This is a genomic window from Buttiauxella gaviniae ATCC 51604, assembly GCF_001654835.1.
GTDB classification, from domain to species: Bacteria; Pseudomonadota; Gammaproteobacteria; order Enterobacterales; family Enterobacteriaceae; genus Buttiauxella; species Buttiauxella gaviniae.
In genome coordinates, this window is the sequence record NZ_LXEP01000019.1 from 1 (window position 1) to 17,162 (window position 17,162).

Here is a 17,162-nt window from a genome sequence, read left to right on the forward strand (position 1 = left end):
CATGCTGAAAGAAAGTGCGTTAACAGCCTCACAATTTATTAATACATCCAGAGGGCGCATTGATTTCATAAATAACATCACTTTATTTATAGAAAACAAATTAGAGGTATTAAAAAGCAGTGCTTCAGAATTGAGCAAGAAAGAAGCAATGATGCACTTAAAAGAAGAAAGATCATACCTGATACAGCAGGAATCATTGATCAGACAAAGGAAAGTCACTCAGAATATGACAATCGAGATTAAAAAAGAAAATGATGTGTGGTCGTATATTGTTAAAGGAGTGTTTATTCTTGGCGGAGCAGGCCAAATTTTAGCAGGTTTAGGGATGGCCAGCGCTGGATTAGCATCATGTGTAACATTAGTGGGTTGCGCTGTGGGACTGCCGACAATAGCTGGGGGATTAGCTCTTGTTATACATGGCTTAAACGCCCTGGATGAAAATTTAAACTCTATCCGCTATCACGATAATAATTATAAAGGTTTTGCAAGCAAGTGGTATGAAGAAGGGGCTGTAGCTCTAGGATATACAAAAAAACATGGTGATCTTGTTTATGCTGGAGTTGATATTGCTCTTTCCGGATATGGATTAGCCAAGCATGTTCTCAAACCAGATGCATGGAGACTTTTTCACTTTATTAACACTGATTTCCTGCAAGGTTATCAAACAATGACTCGACCAGCCTTAGGTTTGGAAGTTTTTGTGGATGGCAATACAATTTACTCTGTATCCCAGACTGTAAAATCAATGTAAATAAAAGAGAAGTACATAATCACTAACTGGGTTATTTGCGTCTTTTTGATTTATCTGATGAAGGCCAAATAAAAATTTGTATAAACAAGAATACAGTGGCAGTAATTCTAACCATTGTATTTCCTTCGATCCATTGGTTCGCAAAAGTAAACATAACGTTAATACCTGTTTCAACAATGCTCAAATGCGTTATACCAAACAGGGAGGTAACTAATAAATAGATAAAAAATGTTGCTCCATTAAGTCTCTTAACGCTTAAAAATGCTTTTAAACTCCAAGCGATAATTACACCAGAGAGTGCAAAAAGAAAATAACCTAGAGCCACAATATATTCATTCATCACGTTCGGCCTCTTTATATTTTTGCTTAATAACCTTCATAACTCTATGACACTTTAACAAATAATTAAAACCATGGGCCTTACAAGAAACCAATACCAAAAATAGATAAATTATAAACAGACTCAGTTTCACTATCACATCACCAGAGAAAAAAGGTATGCAAAAGACAGCGCTGGATATTATTAACGTACCTACAAAAGCTGTAAAATATCGCGCAAACTCCCGCACAACCCATTCAAGCGTAGCCGGATACTTTTCAGCAGTTAGCAACAACTTCCCCACTTCCTTTTCATTAAAGCCATTTTCATTCATTAGCTTTATTAATTGCTCTTCATCCATGTTAAATTCCAATACTTAAATCTCAGGAAATTAATTCTACGCTCCTTTCTAATTCAATTGAAATACGAATAATTGAATCGTTTGTGGCGAATGAAATTAATTCACGCCAAATCTATCGGCTTACCTGAGATGCCGTCCTCACATAACGACCAGAAACCCTCATGACAGGGGGCCAACTCCCCCTGTAAACTAAGGCTATATTTTTCACCACTCTGCGGCCTGCCATGACACCCGATCGCAACTTGTACAGCCAGCTTCCCGCCATCGACAAACTGTTACGTGACGCCTCTTTCAGCGCTTTGCTGCGCGATTTCGGCCACACTCAGGTGGTCAACACCTTGCGAGATATGCTGGAAATCGCTCGCGAACATATCCGTGCTCAGCAACAACTCCCGGCCTGGAATGCTGACTGGGCGACTCGGGCGCAGGCGCAACTCGAATCTCACCAGCGCAGTGCACTCCAGCCCGTGTTTAACCTGACCGGCACCGTATTGCATACCAACCTGGGTCGAGCATTACAGGCTGAAGCAGCGATTGAAGCGGTAACTCAGGCGATGCGTTCGCCGATAACCCTGGAATATGACTTATACGGCGCGGAGCGCGGGCATCGCGATAAAGCCCTGGCAGGCCTACTTTGTGAACTTACCGGTGCGGAAGACGCCTGTATCGTTAATAACAACGCGGCAGCCGTATTGCTGATGTTGGCCGCATGTGCCAGTGGTGAAGAGGTTGTGGTTTCACGTGGCGAGTTAGTCGAAATTGGTGGCGCATTCCGTATTCCTGATGTGATGCGCCAGGCGGGTTGCCAACTTGTGGAAGTTGGCACAACAAACCGCACGCATTTGAAAGATTACCGCCAGGCGGCGAATGAAAATACGGCGCTATTGATGAAAGTCCACACCAGCAATTACCAGGTTGCGGGCTTTACTAAAGCGGTCGATGAAGCAGAACTTGTGGCACTCGGAACTGAGCTGAATATCCCTGTTGTTACTGATTTAGGCAGCGGTTCGCTGGTCGACTTAACTCAGTGGGGATTGCCAGAAGAGCCTATGCCGCAACAGTTGATTGCGGCTGGCGTAAGCCTGGTGAGTTTCTCTGGTGATAAACTGCTCGGCGGCCCGCAGGCGGGCATTATCGTCGGCAAAAAAGATCTTATCGCCCGCATTCAAAGCCACCCGCTAAAACGTGCATTACGCGCCGATAAAATGACGCTGGCTGCACTCGAAGCGACGTTACGCCTATATCAACACCCGGAAACGCTGGTCGAACGATTGCCGACGCTGCGCCTGCTAACCCGTAGCGCGAGTGAAATCACAGAGCTTGCACAACGCCTGTTGCCATCCCTTGAAGGCAAATATGGCGAGCAATTTACCGTTTGCGTCGAACCGTGTTTATCGCAAATTGGCAGCGGCTCATTGCCGGTGGATAGGCTGCCCAGTGCCGCTCTAACGTTCACACCAAAAGATGGGCGTGGCGCAACGCTTGCCGCGTTCACACAAGCCCTGCGCGAACGACCAAAACCGATTATTGGCCGCATCAGCGATGGGCGCTTATGGCTGGATTTACGTGGCCTTGAAGATGAAGCTGGTTTCATGGAGAACCTGAACCCATGATTATTGCTACCGCCGGGCATGTTGACCACGGCAAAACTACCCTGCTGCAAGCCTTAACTGGCGTGAATGCTGACCGTCTGCCCGAAGAGAAAAAGCGCGGCATGACTATCGACCTGGGCTATGCATACTGGCCACAATCCGATGGCCGCATTCCCGGTTTTATTGATGTGCCAGGGCATGAAAAATTCCTCGCCAATATGCTGGCAGGCGTGGGGGGTATCGACCACGCGCTGTTAGTTGTCGCCTGCGATGATGGCGTGATGGCGCAAACTCGCGAACATCTCGCTATCTTGCAATTAACCGGCAAACCGTCGCTTACCGTGGCCTTGACCAAAGCCGATCGGGTGAGTGATGCGCGAATAGATGAAGTACGCGAAGCGGTGCTGGAAACACTCAGTGAATTTGGCTGGCCAGAGGCGGCTTTGTTTGTCACAGCAGCCACCAGCGGCACAGGAATTGACGAGCTACGTGAACACTTACTTGCGCTGCCGGAACGTGCACACCCGCGCCAGCACCGTTTCCGTCTCGCAATTGACCGTGCTTTTACCGTCAAAGGGGCGGGTTTGGTAGTGACCGGAACCGCATTGAGTGGCGAAGTAAAAATTGGTGACACGCTGTGGTTAACCGGTGCTGATAAACCGATGCGTGTACGTGGTTTACATGCCCAAAATAATAAAACCGACACCGCTTTTGCCGGGCAACGCATAGCGATCAACATTAGCGGCGATGCGGAAAAACTGGATATCAAACGTGGCGACTGGCTGCTAGCGGAACAACCCCTTCAGTCCGTTGAGCGCGTGATCGTTCAACTGCAAAGCCATGCACAGCTGCAACAATGGCAGCCGCTGCATATCCACCATGCAGCAAGTCATGTCACCGGGCGCATTTCTCTGCTAGAAGATGACCTCGCCGAACTGGTTCTGGATACGCCGTTATGGCTTGCAGACAATGACCGCCTGGTTCTGCGTGATATATCCGCTCGCGTCACACTTGCAGGAGCGCGAGCCATTCTTCTGCACGCTCCACGCCGCGGTAAACGCCAGCCTGCATTCCTCGCATGGTTACAACAGCTTAAACAGGCAGAAAATGACCAGCAGGTGCTCGATATCCATCTACAACGAAGCGCCGTAACCCTGACTGATTTCGGCTGGGCGCGGCAACTGACCTCTCAGGGCTTACAAGAGTTGCTAAACAGAACCGATTTTCTTCGCGCGGGCAATAGCCTGCTTAGCGAGGAAATGGCCGCACGCTGGAAGCAAAAACTGCTCGATACCCTGGAGCGTTATCACCAACAGCATGACGACCAGCCCGGCCCTGGTCGTGAGCGTCTGCGTCGCATGGCTTTACCAAGTGAAGATGAGCCACTGGTTTTGGCATTGATTGAAAAAATGCGCCAGGAAGGGGTACTCGCAAGCCGACAAGGCTGGCTGCATCTGCCCGATCACAAACCGGGCTTTTCCGCAGAGCAGTTGGCAGTTTGGGAGAAAATTGACGCACTATTTGGTGATGAGCCATGGTGGGTACGCGATCTGGCTCGGGAAACACAACAAGATGAACAAGTAGTACGTCAGCTACTGCGTTTTGCCGCGCAACTTGGGCTAGTGACTGCGATCTTAAAAGATCGTTATTACCGTAACGATCGGATTCAAACCTTTGCTAATTTGATCCGCGAACTGGATCAAACGCAAGGAGCTACCAGCGCTGCGGATTTCCGAGACAGTCTCGGCGTAGGTCGCAAACTGGCGGTGCAAATTCTCGAATACTTTGATCGAATTGGTTTTACCCGCCGCCGTGGCAATGACCACCTACTGCGTGATAAAGCACTATTCCTGGCCGAGAAATAGCGTGACCAACACATCTCACCTGGCTCAATGCCAGAGTGAGACGTGTCTGTTTCAGATCATATCAGAACAACCCTAACGGCTTATCCGAGTAACTCACCAACAGGCACTTGGTCTGCTGATAATGATCCAGCATCATTTTATGAGTTTCACGCCCAATACCGGATTGTTTGTAGCCCCCAAACGCCGCATGGGCTGGATAAGCGTGATAACAGTTAGTCCACACGCGCCCCGCCTGAATGCCACGACCCATTTTGTACGCCAGATTACCGTTACGACTCCAGACACCAGCGCCGAGGCCATACTCGGTATCGTTCGCAAGCTCCAGTGCTTCTTCCACGGTTTTGAAGGTCGTCACGGCGAGCACCGGTCCGAAGATCTCTTCCTGGAAAACGCGCATATTATTTTTGCCGAACAGAATGGTTGGCTCGAGGTAATAACCCGCTTTCAGGTCACCCTCTAGTGCTTTGCGGCGCCCACCAGTCAGGACATCAGCCCCTTCTTTTTTGCCGATATCGATGTAGTTCAGGATGGTTTCCATCTGCCCTTGTGACACCTGCGCCCCCATTTGGGTACGTGAGTCCAGAGGGTTACCACTGCGGATGGATTCCACACGGCGAATCGCACGCTCCATAAAGCGTTCATAGATAGATTCTTGCACCAGTGCACGGCTTGGACAGGTACAAACTTCACCCTGGTTGAAGGCAAACAGAGCAAAACCTTCCAGTGCCTTGTCGAAAAATGCGTCCTCTTCGTCCATCACATCAGCAAAGAAGATATTTGGGGATTTACCGCCCAACTCCAGCGTCACCGGGATAATGTTTTGAGTTGCATACTGCATTATCTGCTGACCCACTTCAGTGGAGCCGGTAAACGCTACTTTGGCTATACGTTTGGAGGTTGCCAGATATTCACCGATTTCACCGCCAGCACCGTTCACTACGTTGATGACACCCGGCGGTAGCAAATCTCCCACCAATTCCATCAGCAGCAGAACCGACAGCGGCGTTAAACGTGCTGGTTTCAGGACAATGCAGTTGCCCGCAGCCAGGGCCGGAGCCATTTTCCAGCTCGCCATCAGCAGTGGGAAGTTCCACGGAATAATTTGCGCTACCACACCGAGAGGTTCATGGAAGTGATACGCCACAGTATCGCCATCAACTTCGCTGATGCCGCCTTCTTGAGCACGAATACAGGAAGCAAAATAGCGGAAATGGTCGATAGCCAGAGGCACGTCGGCACCGCTGGTTTCACGGATTGGTTTGCCGTTATCCCAGGTCTCAGCCGCCGCCAGCAGCTCAATATTCTGCTCCATGCGATCGGCTATTTTTAGCAGAATATTGGCACGTTCCTGAACTGACATACCGCCCCAGCCTGCTTTTGCCTCATGCGCGGCATCTAACGCTAAATCAATATCGCCTTTACTGGAGCTGGCTATCTCACACAGTGGTTGCCCAGTAACTGGGGTGAGGTTTTCGTAGTATTTTCCCTCGACAGGAGCTACCCACTGGCCGCCAATGAAGTTGTCGTAACGAGGTTTAAGCTTGAGCGGGAAACCATACTCGCCCGGGATAATTCGGGTATCGGGAGGATTATTTGTCATGTGAATCTCCTTGTCGTTTGCACTCTCAAGCGTAGTCGCCAGCGGTGAATTCTTCGCCAATGTTTGAGCGCTTTACGACACAGGTCACGGATTGGTTTTTCGCTGATTAAGAGTAATCAGCCTGCAGGTTATTGGTTTTGAGACATACTTAAAGTTTACCTTTTCCCGTTTCGCTACAAGGATTGCTCATGCGCCTATTTATTAGTTTCGATGTGGGCGGCACCCACGTTAAGCATGGTTTGTTCACTGAAGAGGGGGAGGTGCTGATCGCTGAAGAGTATGACACTCACTATGACCGCCAGCAGTTTCTGGATGCCTGGCAAAGTGTGGTGGCGGGCTATCGACAGCATAATGAAATTGCCGGGATAGCCATCAGTTTCCCCGGCTATATCAACCCTCATACCGGTAATGTCCCCAAAGCGGGGGCGCTTGAGTTTCTTGATGGCTGCAATTTGCTGGAGATTTTTGGCGAACTGACAGACCTGCCAATTACCGTTGAAAATGATGCTAACTGTGCAGCCCTCGGCGAGATGTGGTTGGGTGCGGGCAATGAATATGATTCTCTGGTCTGCGTGACGATTGGTACCGGCATTGGCGGTGGCATTATCGTAAACCGAGAACTGATGCGCGGTTCGCACTTCCGGGCCGGTGAATTTGGCGTATTGCCGGTAGGAAAATATGGTGAGGACATGCATCAGTTGGCATCAGCCAAAGGGCTGATGGATGCATGTCGACGCGAGATGAATATCCCGGCAGATGAGAAAATTCGCGGCCAGGATATTTTTGCCCGCGCTGAAACAGATCTGCATATTCAGGGGGTTATCGACAACTGGGTGAAATACCTGGCGCGTGGGATTTATAGCGTTGTCTCGCTATTTGATCCTCAAGCGATTTTGCTGGGCGGCGGCGTCAGTACTCAGCCGATGCTGTACCCAATGCTGGAACGTCATCTTGAAGGGTTTAAGTTCTGGGATGTGCTACAAGTGCCGATTCGCCCCTGCAAACTGGGGAATAAAGCTGGCATGCTCGGCGCAGTTTGGCTGGCAAAACAGAAATAAAAAAGCCCGACGAATTTGTCGGGCAACGGACGATTAATGAAATATTTCTTATATACCTTTCATATTTCGTGCCACACAGGAAAAATGCGCTTACATGCTTCCAGGGCGTGGCACGAAATAATCAAGGTAACTTCTTTCTGCACTTTCGGGATGAATTCACGTTCTCAGGGGTGAATACTTACTGTTCGCCTGCAATCTCAACCACAACACGGCGGTCTGGAGCCAGGCAATCAATCAGTTGTGACTTAGGCATACCGTCTGCACAGGTATTGCCGGTCACGGAATCACTTTCACCACGGCCTTCGGCACGTACATTCTGAGCAGGCAAACCTTGCGCTATTAGTGCATCAACAACCGCTTGTGCACGCTGAGCAGAAAGCTGCTGATTGTATTGCTCTGAACCCAAGCGATCGCTGTAGCCAACAACTGTTGTTGAGCTGTTTTTCGCCGCTTGCATATCCGGGCTGTTATACAGCTGCTGAATTGCTGCGTGGCCTTCTGAAGTCAGCTCTGCAGAGTTAAAGCCGAACAGCACGTCTGATTTCAGGTTAAATTTCTTCACTTCTGGAGCCGCTGGCGCAGGTTCCGCAACCGGTGCGATTACGGCGTCATCATGCTGGCCGAAGCGATAAACAACACCTGCGGATAACGAACTTACATCACTGCTGATACCAATCTGGTTAGAGTTACCTACATTGCTTACCCACTGGTATTCCAGACGGCCAGCCCAGTTTTTGGTAAACGCATATTCAGTACCGACTGCGGCCAACGGGCGCACGCCAGTTTCAAAATTGCTATGACCTGCGTTGTTAACTTCTGCGCGGTAACCCATCGCACCAGCACGGCCATAAATATCCCAGTTGTCAGTCAAGCCGTAGCTCGCTTTCAGAGAAAGTTGCAGGCCCTGGCTTTCCATTTTTCCGCCAGCAACACCGTTATTACCGTTGATACCCATGTTGCCCAGGTAGTCGTATCCACCTTCAACCGCTAACCATGGAAGAACTTGATAACCTGCAAATACGCCGCCGCTGACGTTGTCTTTATCGAAATCAAAGTCAGTTGCGTTGCTCACGTTATCGTTGAAATCTTTGTTGCCGCTGGCATCAAAATAATGCGACCAGCCCATTTTAGCGCCGCCGTACCAGGTGTTCGCGTCTGCCGCAGCAAATACGTTAGAAACAGCGCAAGCGTTCAGCACGATTAAAGCCACAAGAGTCTTTTTCATATATTCCCTAACATATCCCATATCTGAGCAAACGACTCAGAATTAAATCGCCATAAGTTTGTCGAACGGGATAATAAGGAAATAGTTCCTTAATTAGAAATATTAAACAGTTTATTTTTAAATAAAAAAATATTTAGGCGCATCATACAACCGATGCGTAAAGTTAACATAAAATGCTAAAATTTTATAGCTTTGCTATTCGTGCTATTACCCAGGATATTATCAAATCTTTTCTGGCAAATTATTTATGGCGACTAAAAAACCGCCTCTCTTTATCTCTATATGTTTTTCAGTTTTCAGCACGAAAATAACATTCAAAATGCTGCTACGCGATAAATGCGTTCTCAGGCGAATATAATCAAGGATAGAAGTGTTGAGCCGAGCTTCGAGCGGCAGTCCAATCATCTCCTGCAGGTGGCTGCGAATGACGGAGTAAGTACGCTGTTGCAACACCATTTCATCGCGATAAACGAGGTAAGCGTTGAAATAAGCTAAGGTAGTGGATACATCACGCCACAGGTTCTGTTCATCGAATATTTTTAATGCATTTTCAACGTCAACGGCCAAAATTCGCGACTTTTTCTCGACACGTAGAATATGGTAGCGCTTGGGCTGGATAGCCTCGCCCAAGCCAAAAATATGAGGATCATAAGCACTAGCAACAACCAGGCCATCAGTAACACGTACTAGCGAAATCTCACCTTCCATAAAGAGATATAGTTGTGGTTTACCTTTGTATTCCCAGCTCATTCTTTTGCGAGGGATAACTTTTATCTCCGAACCTACTGGTTCAAGTGCTGAGAACAGACATTGCATAGAATCGTCCGGGCGAGTGGGTATTGTCATCGGTTATCCTCAGTAAATTAATGCTTAGTGTGCCTTCTCTTTTTCTAAAATTCAGCTTTCTGTGTTCCAGTAAAACCAATAATTTAGCGTTCTAATAGCCACCAAATCCTCTTCAAGTCAGGTTAATTATATATCTAGTTTAAAAATAAAAAAATCATGGTTTTTCAAGGAGGGTTATTAAGGGGATTTCAGAAATACTGAAGGGGAATATCCAGAAACAATTTAATTTTAAATGAAATAACTCAGTAGTGTGCTGGGTTATTATTTTGAGAGGATAAATACTTGGGATCTCTGCATCAAGAGATCCCAATATTTCGGCTTACTCGCCGTTAACCCAAATTCGCATTTCACCTTCCCCACGGTTCGCCCAACTAAACCATGGAATAAAAGTGAGCTTTTTCGGCTCGGCTTTCACCGGTGATTTGTCATAGTGATACAGTGCCTGTTGGTCAGCTTGCTCGCTTGCCATACGCAGTCCATCAGCCTGAATCAGCACCTTGTGCGCAAAAATACCTTTCCCTTCAATCAGGCTAAATGTGCTCTCTTTTGGTAACCATAGGTTATGCAATTCTGCACCGTTATCCGCTTCTTCCAGGCAGTACACCAACGGCCCGCGCTGCAACGCAACTTTCCCGGCGACATGGCGCAGTAAAGGGTTGCCGTATACACGACGCACTGGCATCGGCAGCGTCAGGCTAATACGATCACCCTCCTGCCATTCGCGGTTAAGATGTAGATACCCTTTGCGCACGTCACCGACGCAGGGTTCGCCATTGAGCAGCACTTGCGGGTTTTCACACCAGTCCGGCAGACGCAGTGCCACGATATGTTGCACCGCCTGCGGTGATATCACGGTGATATCGAGCTGCTCATTCCAGGGGTAGTTACCACTGACTTTTAGACGCAGCTCTTTCTCGCCCACCGATACGGCCATTTCGTTACCAACATACAGATGCACATACAGAGCATCCGGTTGAGGCGTGTAAATATAATGGCCGAGCGATGTCAGAACACGTGCAATATTTGGTGGGCAGCAGGCACAACCAAACCAGCGCTGACGAACAGGTTTTACATGATCATAAATATGGTTGAAGGCCAGCGATTTTGGATGAACTTCAAGCGGGTTCACATAGAAAAAGTGTTTACCATCCAGCGCCATGCCTCCCAGCACCGTGTTGTATAACGCACGCTCCATAACATCGGCAAAACGACTGTCGGCTTCCATTTGCAACATACGACGGGCATACATCATTAAACCGATAGAGGCACAACTTTCCGCGTAAACCGTGTCGTTTGGCAGATCGTAATCCGAGCTGAATGCCTCTCCGCTGCTTTGAGAACCAATACCGCCTGTGATGTACAGCTGGCGTTGGACCATGTTGTCCCACAAACGCAAGCAGGTCTGGCGTTTTTCTTCGTCTTTATGCAAACGCGCAAGATGTGCAACACCAGCCATCAGGTAGACAAAACGCACCGCATGGCCGATAGCTGTTTGCTGGAGCACCAGCGGTTCATGCGCCTGGCTGTAGGCTTTGTCTTTTACCATCCACGCTGGGCCATGAATGTTCCAGTGCGAGGTACGTCCACGTTTTTCATATTCAATATCGTAGAAATGCGGCTGTGCTCCGCGTTCCTCAACAAAGTAATTTACGAGATCTAAGTAGCGATGGTTGTCAGTTACTTCATACAAACGCATCAACGCCAACTCGATCTCAGGATGCCCCGGGTAACCATGAAGCTGATTTTCACCTGGGCCAAACACTTGGTCGATATGATCAGCCAGACGACAAACCACACCCAATAGACGGCGCTTTCCTGTTGCCTGGAAGAAGGCGACACCCGCTTCAATCATATGCCCTGCGCAATAAAGCTCATGGCACTCGGCAAGATTAGTCCAGCGTTCCTCTGGCGCTTTTACGGTGAAATAGGTGTTTAGGTAACCATCTTCACACTGTGCTGCTTCCACCAGTTCGATAACTTCATCTGCGGTTTTCTCAAGATCCTCATCTGGCTTCTGGCACAGTGACCATGCCACTGCCTCCAGCCATTTCGCTACATCGCTATCCTGAAAAACCATGCCGTAGAACTCGCCATCTTTGCGACCTGCCGCTATTTCAAAGTTTTCGATAGCATGGCTTGGGTCTGCCTCAGTAATACGGTCGTTTAGGGCATCCCACTGATAAGGAATCACCACATCGCGCACCAGGCGTTGGTACTGTCCCAAAAACGCATCGGTTACTTTAAGTTTGTGCAGGTCAACTTCCTGTAATACATCTGGCTGATTCATAACAACTCCTCAGGCTGTCTGGACATGGCGCTGACGTAGGTCAGTAGAAATTTTCGCCATCATTGGATTATTCAGACGGCAACGGCGAATCGCCAGAGCCAATAATAAGTGAAATGCTGCTGGTAGCAGGGTTTCCAGCGCGGTAATGCCTTGAAGCGAAGCATGCGTCTGGTGTTCTAGTCCTGGCTTATAAGCAACGAATATAAAGACCAGGCTTAAGATCCCAGCACTCGCAGCCCAGGCAAGTTTGATAAAGAACAGGTTAAAGGCAAAATTCATGCCCGAGGAACGCACGCCGGTTTTCCACTCACCGTAATCATCAGCAAAGGCCATTATGGAAAAGTGCAGCGGTAAGGTGAAACCAAGAATGATGCCGTTAGCCAGAATCACCAGTAACCACAGCGTCTGGAAAGATGGGCCGGTAGGCAGAAGCCACATTCCAAACGCGAGCACTGCCAGTACGAGATTGGTGTAGTAATAAAGCTTTACAGTATCAAAGCGCTTGGCCAGAGGGTTAACAATCACAGCACCGAGAATCGAGGCAAAGGTCACCATGGTAAAGAACAGCGAAGCAAACCCGGCACTACCTTGCAGCACATAAGTGATGAAGTACATGTAGCCGCCGCCGCGCAGGTTAAAGACGTTAATCAGCAGGAACGACATCACCAGGCTCAGCAGTAACTGGTCGTTTTTGCGCAAACCCGCCAGGTGCTCACGCAGCGTGAATTTGCCCATCAGCGCCAATGGCACACGTTCGCGAACCCAGAAGAAGCAGCACAAGAACATCACGACCGCGACCGCACATAAAATACCGACGCCCATCTGGTAGCCTTTTACGGCATTGCCCTGGCCGATGATTTCTACCAACCACGGGAGGCCAACTGAAACCAGGAAGCCTGCAACCCCACAAAGTACAAAGCGCCAGGACTGGCAGGAAATGACCTCATCATGGCGTGTGGTCATGGTATTGATCAGCGCACAGTAGGGGACGTTAATCGCGGTATAGCCAACTGAAAGTAAAAGGTAAGTTCCGAATGCCCAAAGGATTTTCATGTTGGAGCTAAGGTCAGGCACGGTGAAGGTCAATACGCCGATAATGCCAATAGGTACAGCAACCCACAGTTGCCAGGGACGGAAGCGACCAAAGCGGCTCTGGGTTCGATCAGCAAGAATTCCCATTAACGGATCGGAAATAGCGTCAAAGACACGCAGTGCGATAAACAATGTGCCGACAATTGCCGGGGTCAAACCAAACACATCGGTGTAGAAAAAGGTCAGGAAGTTCATGATTAGGCAGGTAATGACGGTGCCGCCTGCATCACCTAATCCATAACCTATTTTCTCGCGTATGGAGAGTCGGTCACTTAACGTCGAAGTAGCAATATTATCTATAGGGGTAGAGGTCATGATTTACGCCTCGCATCGGGTAAGAAGTCTGGAGTTATTATTTTTGTATTTGCAAATGACCCGAATAATTTTGCATTCAATCTAAGTATCAACAAGGCGATAACAAAGTATAAAAAGGTGACGATTCCGACCTGAAGATAAAACTGTGAGGGAGATCGCCAAATACCAGCACCGATAACTGCACCCTGTATTTCTTATCTACACTAGGTTGATGAAGTGGCTTGAGGAAAATCGTAATTGCTTGATTTAAAAATTAATTTACCCATTTCCGTGCAAAACGGTGGCTTGTTTATTTCCCGTGGCGTGGGTAACCACCCGCAGCGAAAACTGGACTCATGGGAAATGATTTTCGTTGAAAAAGGGACACTTACGATCCGTGAGGATGACACGCAGTTCAGCGTAAAAGAGGGAGAAAGCCTGCTACTTTGGCCTCACAGAAAACACGTCGGAGTCGGAACCTTCCCGGCGGATTTAAAATTCTACTGGCTGCACTTTGAAATTAATCCGCAGCACGAATCACAAACAGAATTACCCGCTTCGCTCATCTCCCTGCCACAACATGGGAAAGTCCATAACCCACAATATGTTATTTCTTTATTTCGCCAGTTTTTAAGCGAGCAAGAAGCCATCAACCGCAGCGGTGCTCTGGAATTAATTTTATTGCTGATCATGCAACAACTTTCCGTAGCCGCGAATGATAACCCTCAGCCAGATAACAGCGGAGTTGCATTAGCGTACAAAGCACAGCAGCTCATTCGTACGCAGTTTCATCTGCCGATTTCCACCTCCACACTCGCCGATAAGTTACATTGCAATGCGGATTATCTAGGCCGTGTTTATCGCCAGACATTCCAGTTAACCATTACCGAAGCCATTCACCGCCAGCGTGTACTAAGTGCAGAGAAAATGCTGATTACTGACTCCTGCTCGCTTAGCGAAGTTGCCGAACGTTGCGGATTCCAGGACGTGGGGTATTTCAGGAAAGTGTTTCGTAAAGCGATGGGATTGACACCAGCAGCATGGAAGCGACGTTACTGTAAGATACATATTAATTCGGATTGAGCGTAAATGCTGATAAAGACCGCTCCCAGGACTAAAAGTACAAAACCCACAATGAGTGGGTTTTGTACTTTTAGTAGGCTGAATTATCAGTTACCTGTTGGTATATCGGCACTAGCAGTAGCGTTATACTGCTGGCCAATTTTTGCTCTCAAATCTGGATTACGTTTTTGGAGCTTATTATTTACCACCAAATAACCTGTAAATAAGCTAAGGAACACGACCAGAGAGAACCACTCCGCGACACCAATTTGGGAAAGCACAATCCCGAAACCAGCAAAAATTGCCGTGAGTAGAGTCATAACCAGCACAGTCTGGCGAGCCGTTAACCCACTACGCATTAAAATATGATGTAAATGATCGCGGTCAGGACGGAAAGGGCTATGTCCACGGCGAATGCGACGCACCATGATAGTCACCATATCCATCAGTGGTAGAGCTATTACCCACAGAGCCGTAACGGGAGCCATCACAGCTTCGCCGCCCTGGCTTCCAAGTATCACCAGCCAGAGCATCGTAAAACCAATCACCATACTTCCAGCATCACCCATGAATACTTTGAAGCGTTTATTACCGATTAACCCCATGTTGAGCATTAAATAAGGGATTAAGGCAACAATCATCAAGAAACACCACATGGCACGCAAATGTGAACCAGCCAGTAGGAAGACCACCATCAAAGCCGCAAATGTTGCACTAGCAACGGAGCCGAGTAGGCCATCTACACCATCAACCATATTAAAAGCGTTGATTGCAGCCCAGGTGGCGAAAAGCGTCACCAGGTAACCTACTGGGCCGAGCACGAGTTCGTACCCACCCAACACATGGCCTAGTGTATGAAGATATAAACCATCAACCATAATCACAACTGCAGACAATGCCTGGATAAACACGCGTGGTATCACCGGTAAGTCGAAACGATCATCGGCAATACCGACGAAAAGCAGTAGCGAGATACTGATTAAGTAGGGAATAAAATGTGTTTCTGTGTGCGGTAGAACTTCAGGCCAAAATAGGAAAAAAACCACTATGGCACAGTAGAATGATATCCCACCGACTAACGGAATTTCTCCTTTGTGTTGCTTACGCCCACCGGGCTTGTCAACCAAACCACACTTCAAGGCAAGCTGACGAGCGATAAGGAGGGCAGTCATCGCTGTTAAGAACATAATGATAACTTCGATACTCATGGCAATACCTTATTTCTTTTTAGCAAAGTTGCCCATATGGAGAATGTAGAAATTTCCACAAAACATTAGAGAAATTCATTAAATGCGTAGGACTGGCACAATAGCCGCACATTTTATTAACATAGGATAAATACGAAAGTAGCGCCATTATATTACGTCTAAATTTTTAGGTCAAAATCATAATTCCTGATAGGTATTAGCCTGAAATACGTTTAGTAGCGTTACTATTTTTATCGTTACTTTATATTGTTTATATAAAACAATGCCTTAAAAAACCTCTTTATTACCAATTGCTTTCCGAGCTACTCATATATTATTTTTTTAAAACCATCAAATAATTAATACAGGTTTTTCTTGTGTTTTTTTCTTCATGCCCATCAATATATCTTAATAATAATGGAAACTTTAAATCTCTAGCGGTGATCTGGAGTGCCGGGACAAAAAATGAAGATTCGTACTCGCCCTTCTTCTCGCTTGCTCATCCTCAACAATAGCGGTGCGGTACTATTATTTCGTTTTTCTCATCGTGATGATGCGCTGGAAGGAAAAGTTTATTGGGCAACGCCCGGAGGCGGCCTTGAACCCGGTGAATCATTTGAACAAGCAGCCATTCGCGAATTGCACGAGGAAACTGGCCTCGTAAGGCTTGAGTGCGGGCCATCTGTTGCACGACGCACATTCATGATGCAACTACCGAGTGGTGAAACAGTACAGGCTGATGAGCGCTTTTATGTCATCAATGCTTCTGAAAGTGAGCTTTCACAGGCGGGTTGGAGTGAAAACGAAAAACGGGTGATAAGCCAGCAGAAATGGTGGACGCAATCAGAGTTGCTAGAGACTGACGAGGTGATATTCCCTGAGGGACTGACAACGATCTTGGCGGAAATAGTAGATGATGAAGAATCAGAGAATTAAAAATGTAAAAGGTGGGCCACAGTAATGTTTGCCCACCTGATAACTACTTCTTCTTATTAAGCATCGACTTTAAATCTGCAAACGGATTGTAGGTCGCTTCACCCACGTCTTTCTGTGCATCTTCGCCCGCGACCACGGTTGTGCCGTATTGGTCAGCTTCGGTGTATTTTGAGTGCTCATGATCGTGGCAATACAGACACAGAAGTTCCCAGTTGCTGCCATCTTCCGGGTTATTAGTGTGGTCATGATCGATATGGTGAACCGTCAGCTCGCGCAAGTTTGAATAAACAAACTCACGTGAACAACGCCCGCACACCCACGGGTAGATTTTTAATGCTTTCTCACGATAGCCGCTTTCCAGCCGCGTATAGTTTTTCGGGATCAGTGCCATGATTCGTCATTACCAGGTTAGAAAAGTAGGTTTATACCCAAAATAATTCGAATTGCGTCGCGGCGGCAAGTGAGCGCGGCCAACAAAGACGCAATTTGAAGTAGGACGGATATAGCCAGTTTCCGGCTAAATCTTCTCTTTATCAATCCCCAAACGTTTCATACGTGAAAGCAACGTCGTGCGTTTTAATCCCAATCGCTGTGCCGCACCACGTGCGCCGGCAACCACACCATTGGTTTCTTTCAGCACACGCAAAATTCTCTGCGCTTCATCTTCGCCTTCGCGGATTCGTAATA

16 protein-coding genes are annotated in these 17,162 nt (G+C 47.7%); 6 read left to right on the forward strand and 10 right to left on the reverse strand.

Annotation, left to right across the window (positions count from 1 at the left end; genetic code table 11):
* On the forward strand, positions 1–751 hold a 751-nt coding region (locus M977_RS09975), incomplete at its 5' end, for a DUF4225 domain-containing protein (protein WP_083962925.1).
* A 31-nt stretch (positions 752–782) separates the two neighbouring features.
* Here M977_RS09975 and M977_RS09980 read toward each other — a convergent pair.
* Positions 783–1,091 (reverse strand): hypothetical protein, encoded by a 309-nt coding sequence (locus tag M977_RS09980; RefSeq protein WP_064514537.1) that lies wholly within the window; start codon positions 1,089–1,091, stop codon positions 783–785.
* Positions 1,084–1,431 (reverse strand): hypothetical protein, encoded by a 348-nt coding sequence (locus M977_RS09985; protein WP_064514538.1) that lies wholly within the window; start codon positions 1,429–1,431, stop codon positions 1,084–1,086. Before M977_RS09985 ends, M977_RS09980 begins: the two co-directional genes overlap by 8 nt.
* Positions 1,432–1,655: 224 nt before the next feature.
* Here M977_RS09985 and selA point away from each other — a divergent pair, with 224 nt between their 5' ends.
* Together selA and selB are read left to right on the forward strand one after the other, a co-directional pair.
* On the forward strand, positions 1,656–3,044 hold the full coding sequence (gene selA / locus M977_RS09990; RefSeq protein ID WP_064514540.1) for an L-seryl-tRNA(Sec) selenium transferase: 1,389 nt from the start codon (positions 1,656–1,658) through the stop codon (positions 3,042–3,044).
* Positions 3,041–4,888: a selenocysteine-specific translation elongation factor gene (gene selB, locus M977_RS09995; RefSeq protein ID WP_064514542.1), complete on the forward strand. Its 1,848-nt coding sequence runs from the start codon at positions 3,041–3,043 to the stop codon at positions 4,886–4,888. Before selA ends, selB begins: the two co-directional genes overlap by 4 nt.
* Positions 4,889–4,949: 61 nt before the next feature.
* Here the strand turns inward: selB and exaC are convergent, their stop codons facing one another.
* Complete coding sequence (exaC, locus tag M977_RS10000; protein WP_034460449.1) at positions 4,950–6,488, reverse strand: acetaldehyde dehydrogenase ExaC; 1,539 nt, start codon at positions 6,486–6,488, stop codon at positions 4,950–4,952.
* A 188-nt stretch (positions 6,489–6,676) separates the two neighbouring features.
* On the opposite strand from exaC, the gene M977_RS10005 reads away from it, so the two are divergent.
* Positions 6,677–7,546 (forward strand): ROK family protein, encoded by an 870-nt coding sequence (locus M977_RS10005; RefSeq protein ID WP_064514544.1) that lies wholly within the window; start codon positions 6,677–6,679, stop codon positions 7,544–7,546.
* 178 nt (positions 7,547–7,724) lie between these two features.
* On the opposite strand, the gene ompA is transcribed toward M977_RS10005, so the two are convergent.
* The 4 genes from ompA to M977_RS10025 all read right to left on the reverse strand — a co-directional run bounded on the left by ompA (position 7,725) and on the right by M977_RS10025 (position 13,311).
* Positions 7,725–8,771: a porin OmpA gene (gene ompA, locus M977_RS10010; RefSeq protein ID WP_064514547.1), complete on the reverse strand. Its 1,047-nt coding sequence runs from the start codon at positions 8,769–8,771 to the stop codon at positions 7,725–7,727.
* 222 nt (positions 8,772–8,993) lie between these two features.
* Positions 8,994–9,617 (reverse strand): helix-turn-helix domain-containing protein, encoded by a 624-nt coding sequence (locus M977_RS10015; RefSeq protein ID WP_064514549.1) that lies wholly within the window; start codon positions 9,615–9,617, stop codon positions 8,994–8,996.
* A gap of 319 nt (positions 9,618–9,936) precedes the next feature.
* On the reverse strand, positions 9,937–11,904 hold the full coding sequence (locus tag M977_RS10020; protein WP_064514551.1) for a glycoside hydrolase family 127 protein: 1,968 nt from the start codon (positions 11,902–11,904) through the stop codon (positions 9,937–9,939).
* Positions 11,905–11,913: 9 nt separating this feature from the next.
* Positions 11,914–13,311 (reverse strand): MFS transporter, encoded by a 1,398-nt coding sequence (locus M977_RS10025; protein ID WP_064514553.1) that lies wholly within the window; start codon positions 13,309–13,311, stop codon positions 11,914–11,916.
* Positions 13,312–13,548: 237 nt separating this feature from the next.
* Here M977_RS10025 and M977_RS10030 point away from each other — a divergent pair, with 237 nt between their 5' ends.
* Positions 13,549–14,373 carry an AraC family transcriptional regulator gene (locus M977_RS10030; protein WP_064514555.1) on the forward strand — a complete coding sequence of 275 codons (825 nt, stop codon included), beginning with the start codon at positions 13,549–13,551 and terminating at the stop codon, positions 14,371–14,373.
* An 86-nt stretch (positions 14,374–14,459) separates the two neighbouring features.
* Here the strand turns inward: M977_RS10030 and wecA are convergent, their stop codons facing one another.
* A complete protein-coding gene (gene wecA / locus M977_RS10035; protein ID WP_064514556.1) occupies positions 14,460–15,560 on the reverse strand; it encodes a UDP-N-acetylglucosamine--undecaprenyl-phosphate N-acetylglucosaminephosphotransferase in 1,101 nt (366 codons plus the stop codon).
* 450 nt (positions 15,561–16,010) lie between these two features.
* Between wecA and M977_RS10040 the strand changes: the two genes are divergently transcribed.
* The gene (locus M977_RS10040) at positions 16,011–16,475 is read left to right on the forward strand and encodes an NUDIX hydrolase (RefSeq protein ID WP_064514558.1); all 465 of its coding nucleotides are present in this window, start codon (positions 16,011–16,013) and stop codon (positions 16,473–16,475) included.
* 43 nt (positions 16,476–16,518) lie between these two features.
* On the opposite strand, the gene yajD is transcribed toward M977_RS10040, so the two are convergent.
* Together yajD and M977_RS25255 are read right to left on the reverse strand one after the other, a co-directional pair.
* Positions 16,519–16,866: an HNH nuclease YajD gene (gene yajD, locus M977_RS10045; protein WP_034460453.1), complete on the reverse strand. Its 348-nt coding sequence runs from the start codon at positions 16,864–16,866 to the stop codon at positions 16,519–16,521.
* Positions 16,867–16,992: 126 nt separating this feature from the next.
* A partial coding sequence (locus M977_RS25255; protein WP_157092064.1) for a helix-turn-helix domain-containing protein occupies positions 16,993–17,162 on the reverse strand: 170 nt, incomplete at its 5' end.

Excerpts from the sequence above, each read along its gene's own strand:
- wecA (WP_064514556.1), bottom strand. The coding sequence starts at position 15,560 with ATGAGTATCGAAGTTATCATTATGTTCTTAACAGCGATGACTGCCCTC.
- M977_RS10020 (WP_064514551.1), bottom strand. The coding sequence starts at position 11,904 with ATGAATCAGCCAGATGTATTACAGGAAGTTGACCTGCACAAACTTAAA.
- M977_RS09980 (WP_064514537.1), bottom strand. The coding sequence starts at position 1,091 with ATGAATGAATATATTGTGGCTCTAGGTTATTTTCTTTTTGCACTCTCT.
- M977_RS10005 (WP_064514544.1), top strand. The coding sequence starts at position 6,677 with ATGCGCCTATTTATTAGTTTCGATGTGGGCGGCACCCACGTTAAGCAT.
- selA (WP_064514540.1), top strand. The coding sequence starts at position 1,656 with ATGACACCCGATCGCAACTTGTACAGCCAGCTTCCCGCCATCGACAAA.
- selB (WP_064514542.1), top strand. The coding sequence starts at position 3,041 with ATGATTATTGCTACCGCCGGGCATGTTGACCACGGCAAAACTACCCTG.
- M977_RS10015 (WP_064514549.1), bottom strand. The coding sequence starts at position 9,617 with ATGACAATACCCACTCGCCCGGACGATTCTATGCAATGTCTGTTCTCA.
- ompA (WP_064514547.1), bottom strand. The coding sequence starts at position 8,771 with ATGAAAAAGACTCTTGTGGCTTTAATCGTGCTGAACGCTTGCGCTGTT.
- M977_RS10025 (WP_064514553.1), bottom strand. The coding sequence starts at position 13,311 with ATGACCTCTACCCCTATAGATAATATTGCTACTTCGACGTTAAGTGAC.
- M977_RS09985 (WP_064514538.1), bottom strand. The coding sequence starts at position 1,431 with ATGGATGAAGAGCAATTAATAAAGCTAATGAATGAAAATGGCTTTAAT.
- exaC (WP_034460449.1), bottom strand. The coding sequence starts at position 6,488 with ATGACAAATAATCCTCCCGATACCCGAATTATCCCGGGCGAGTATGGT.
- yajD (WP_034460453.1), bottom strand. The coding sequence starts at position 16,866 with ATGGCACTGATCCCGAAAAACTATACGCGGCTGGAAAGCGGCTATCGT.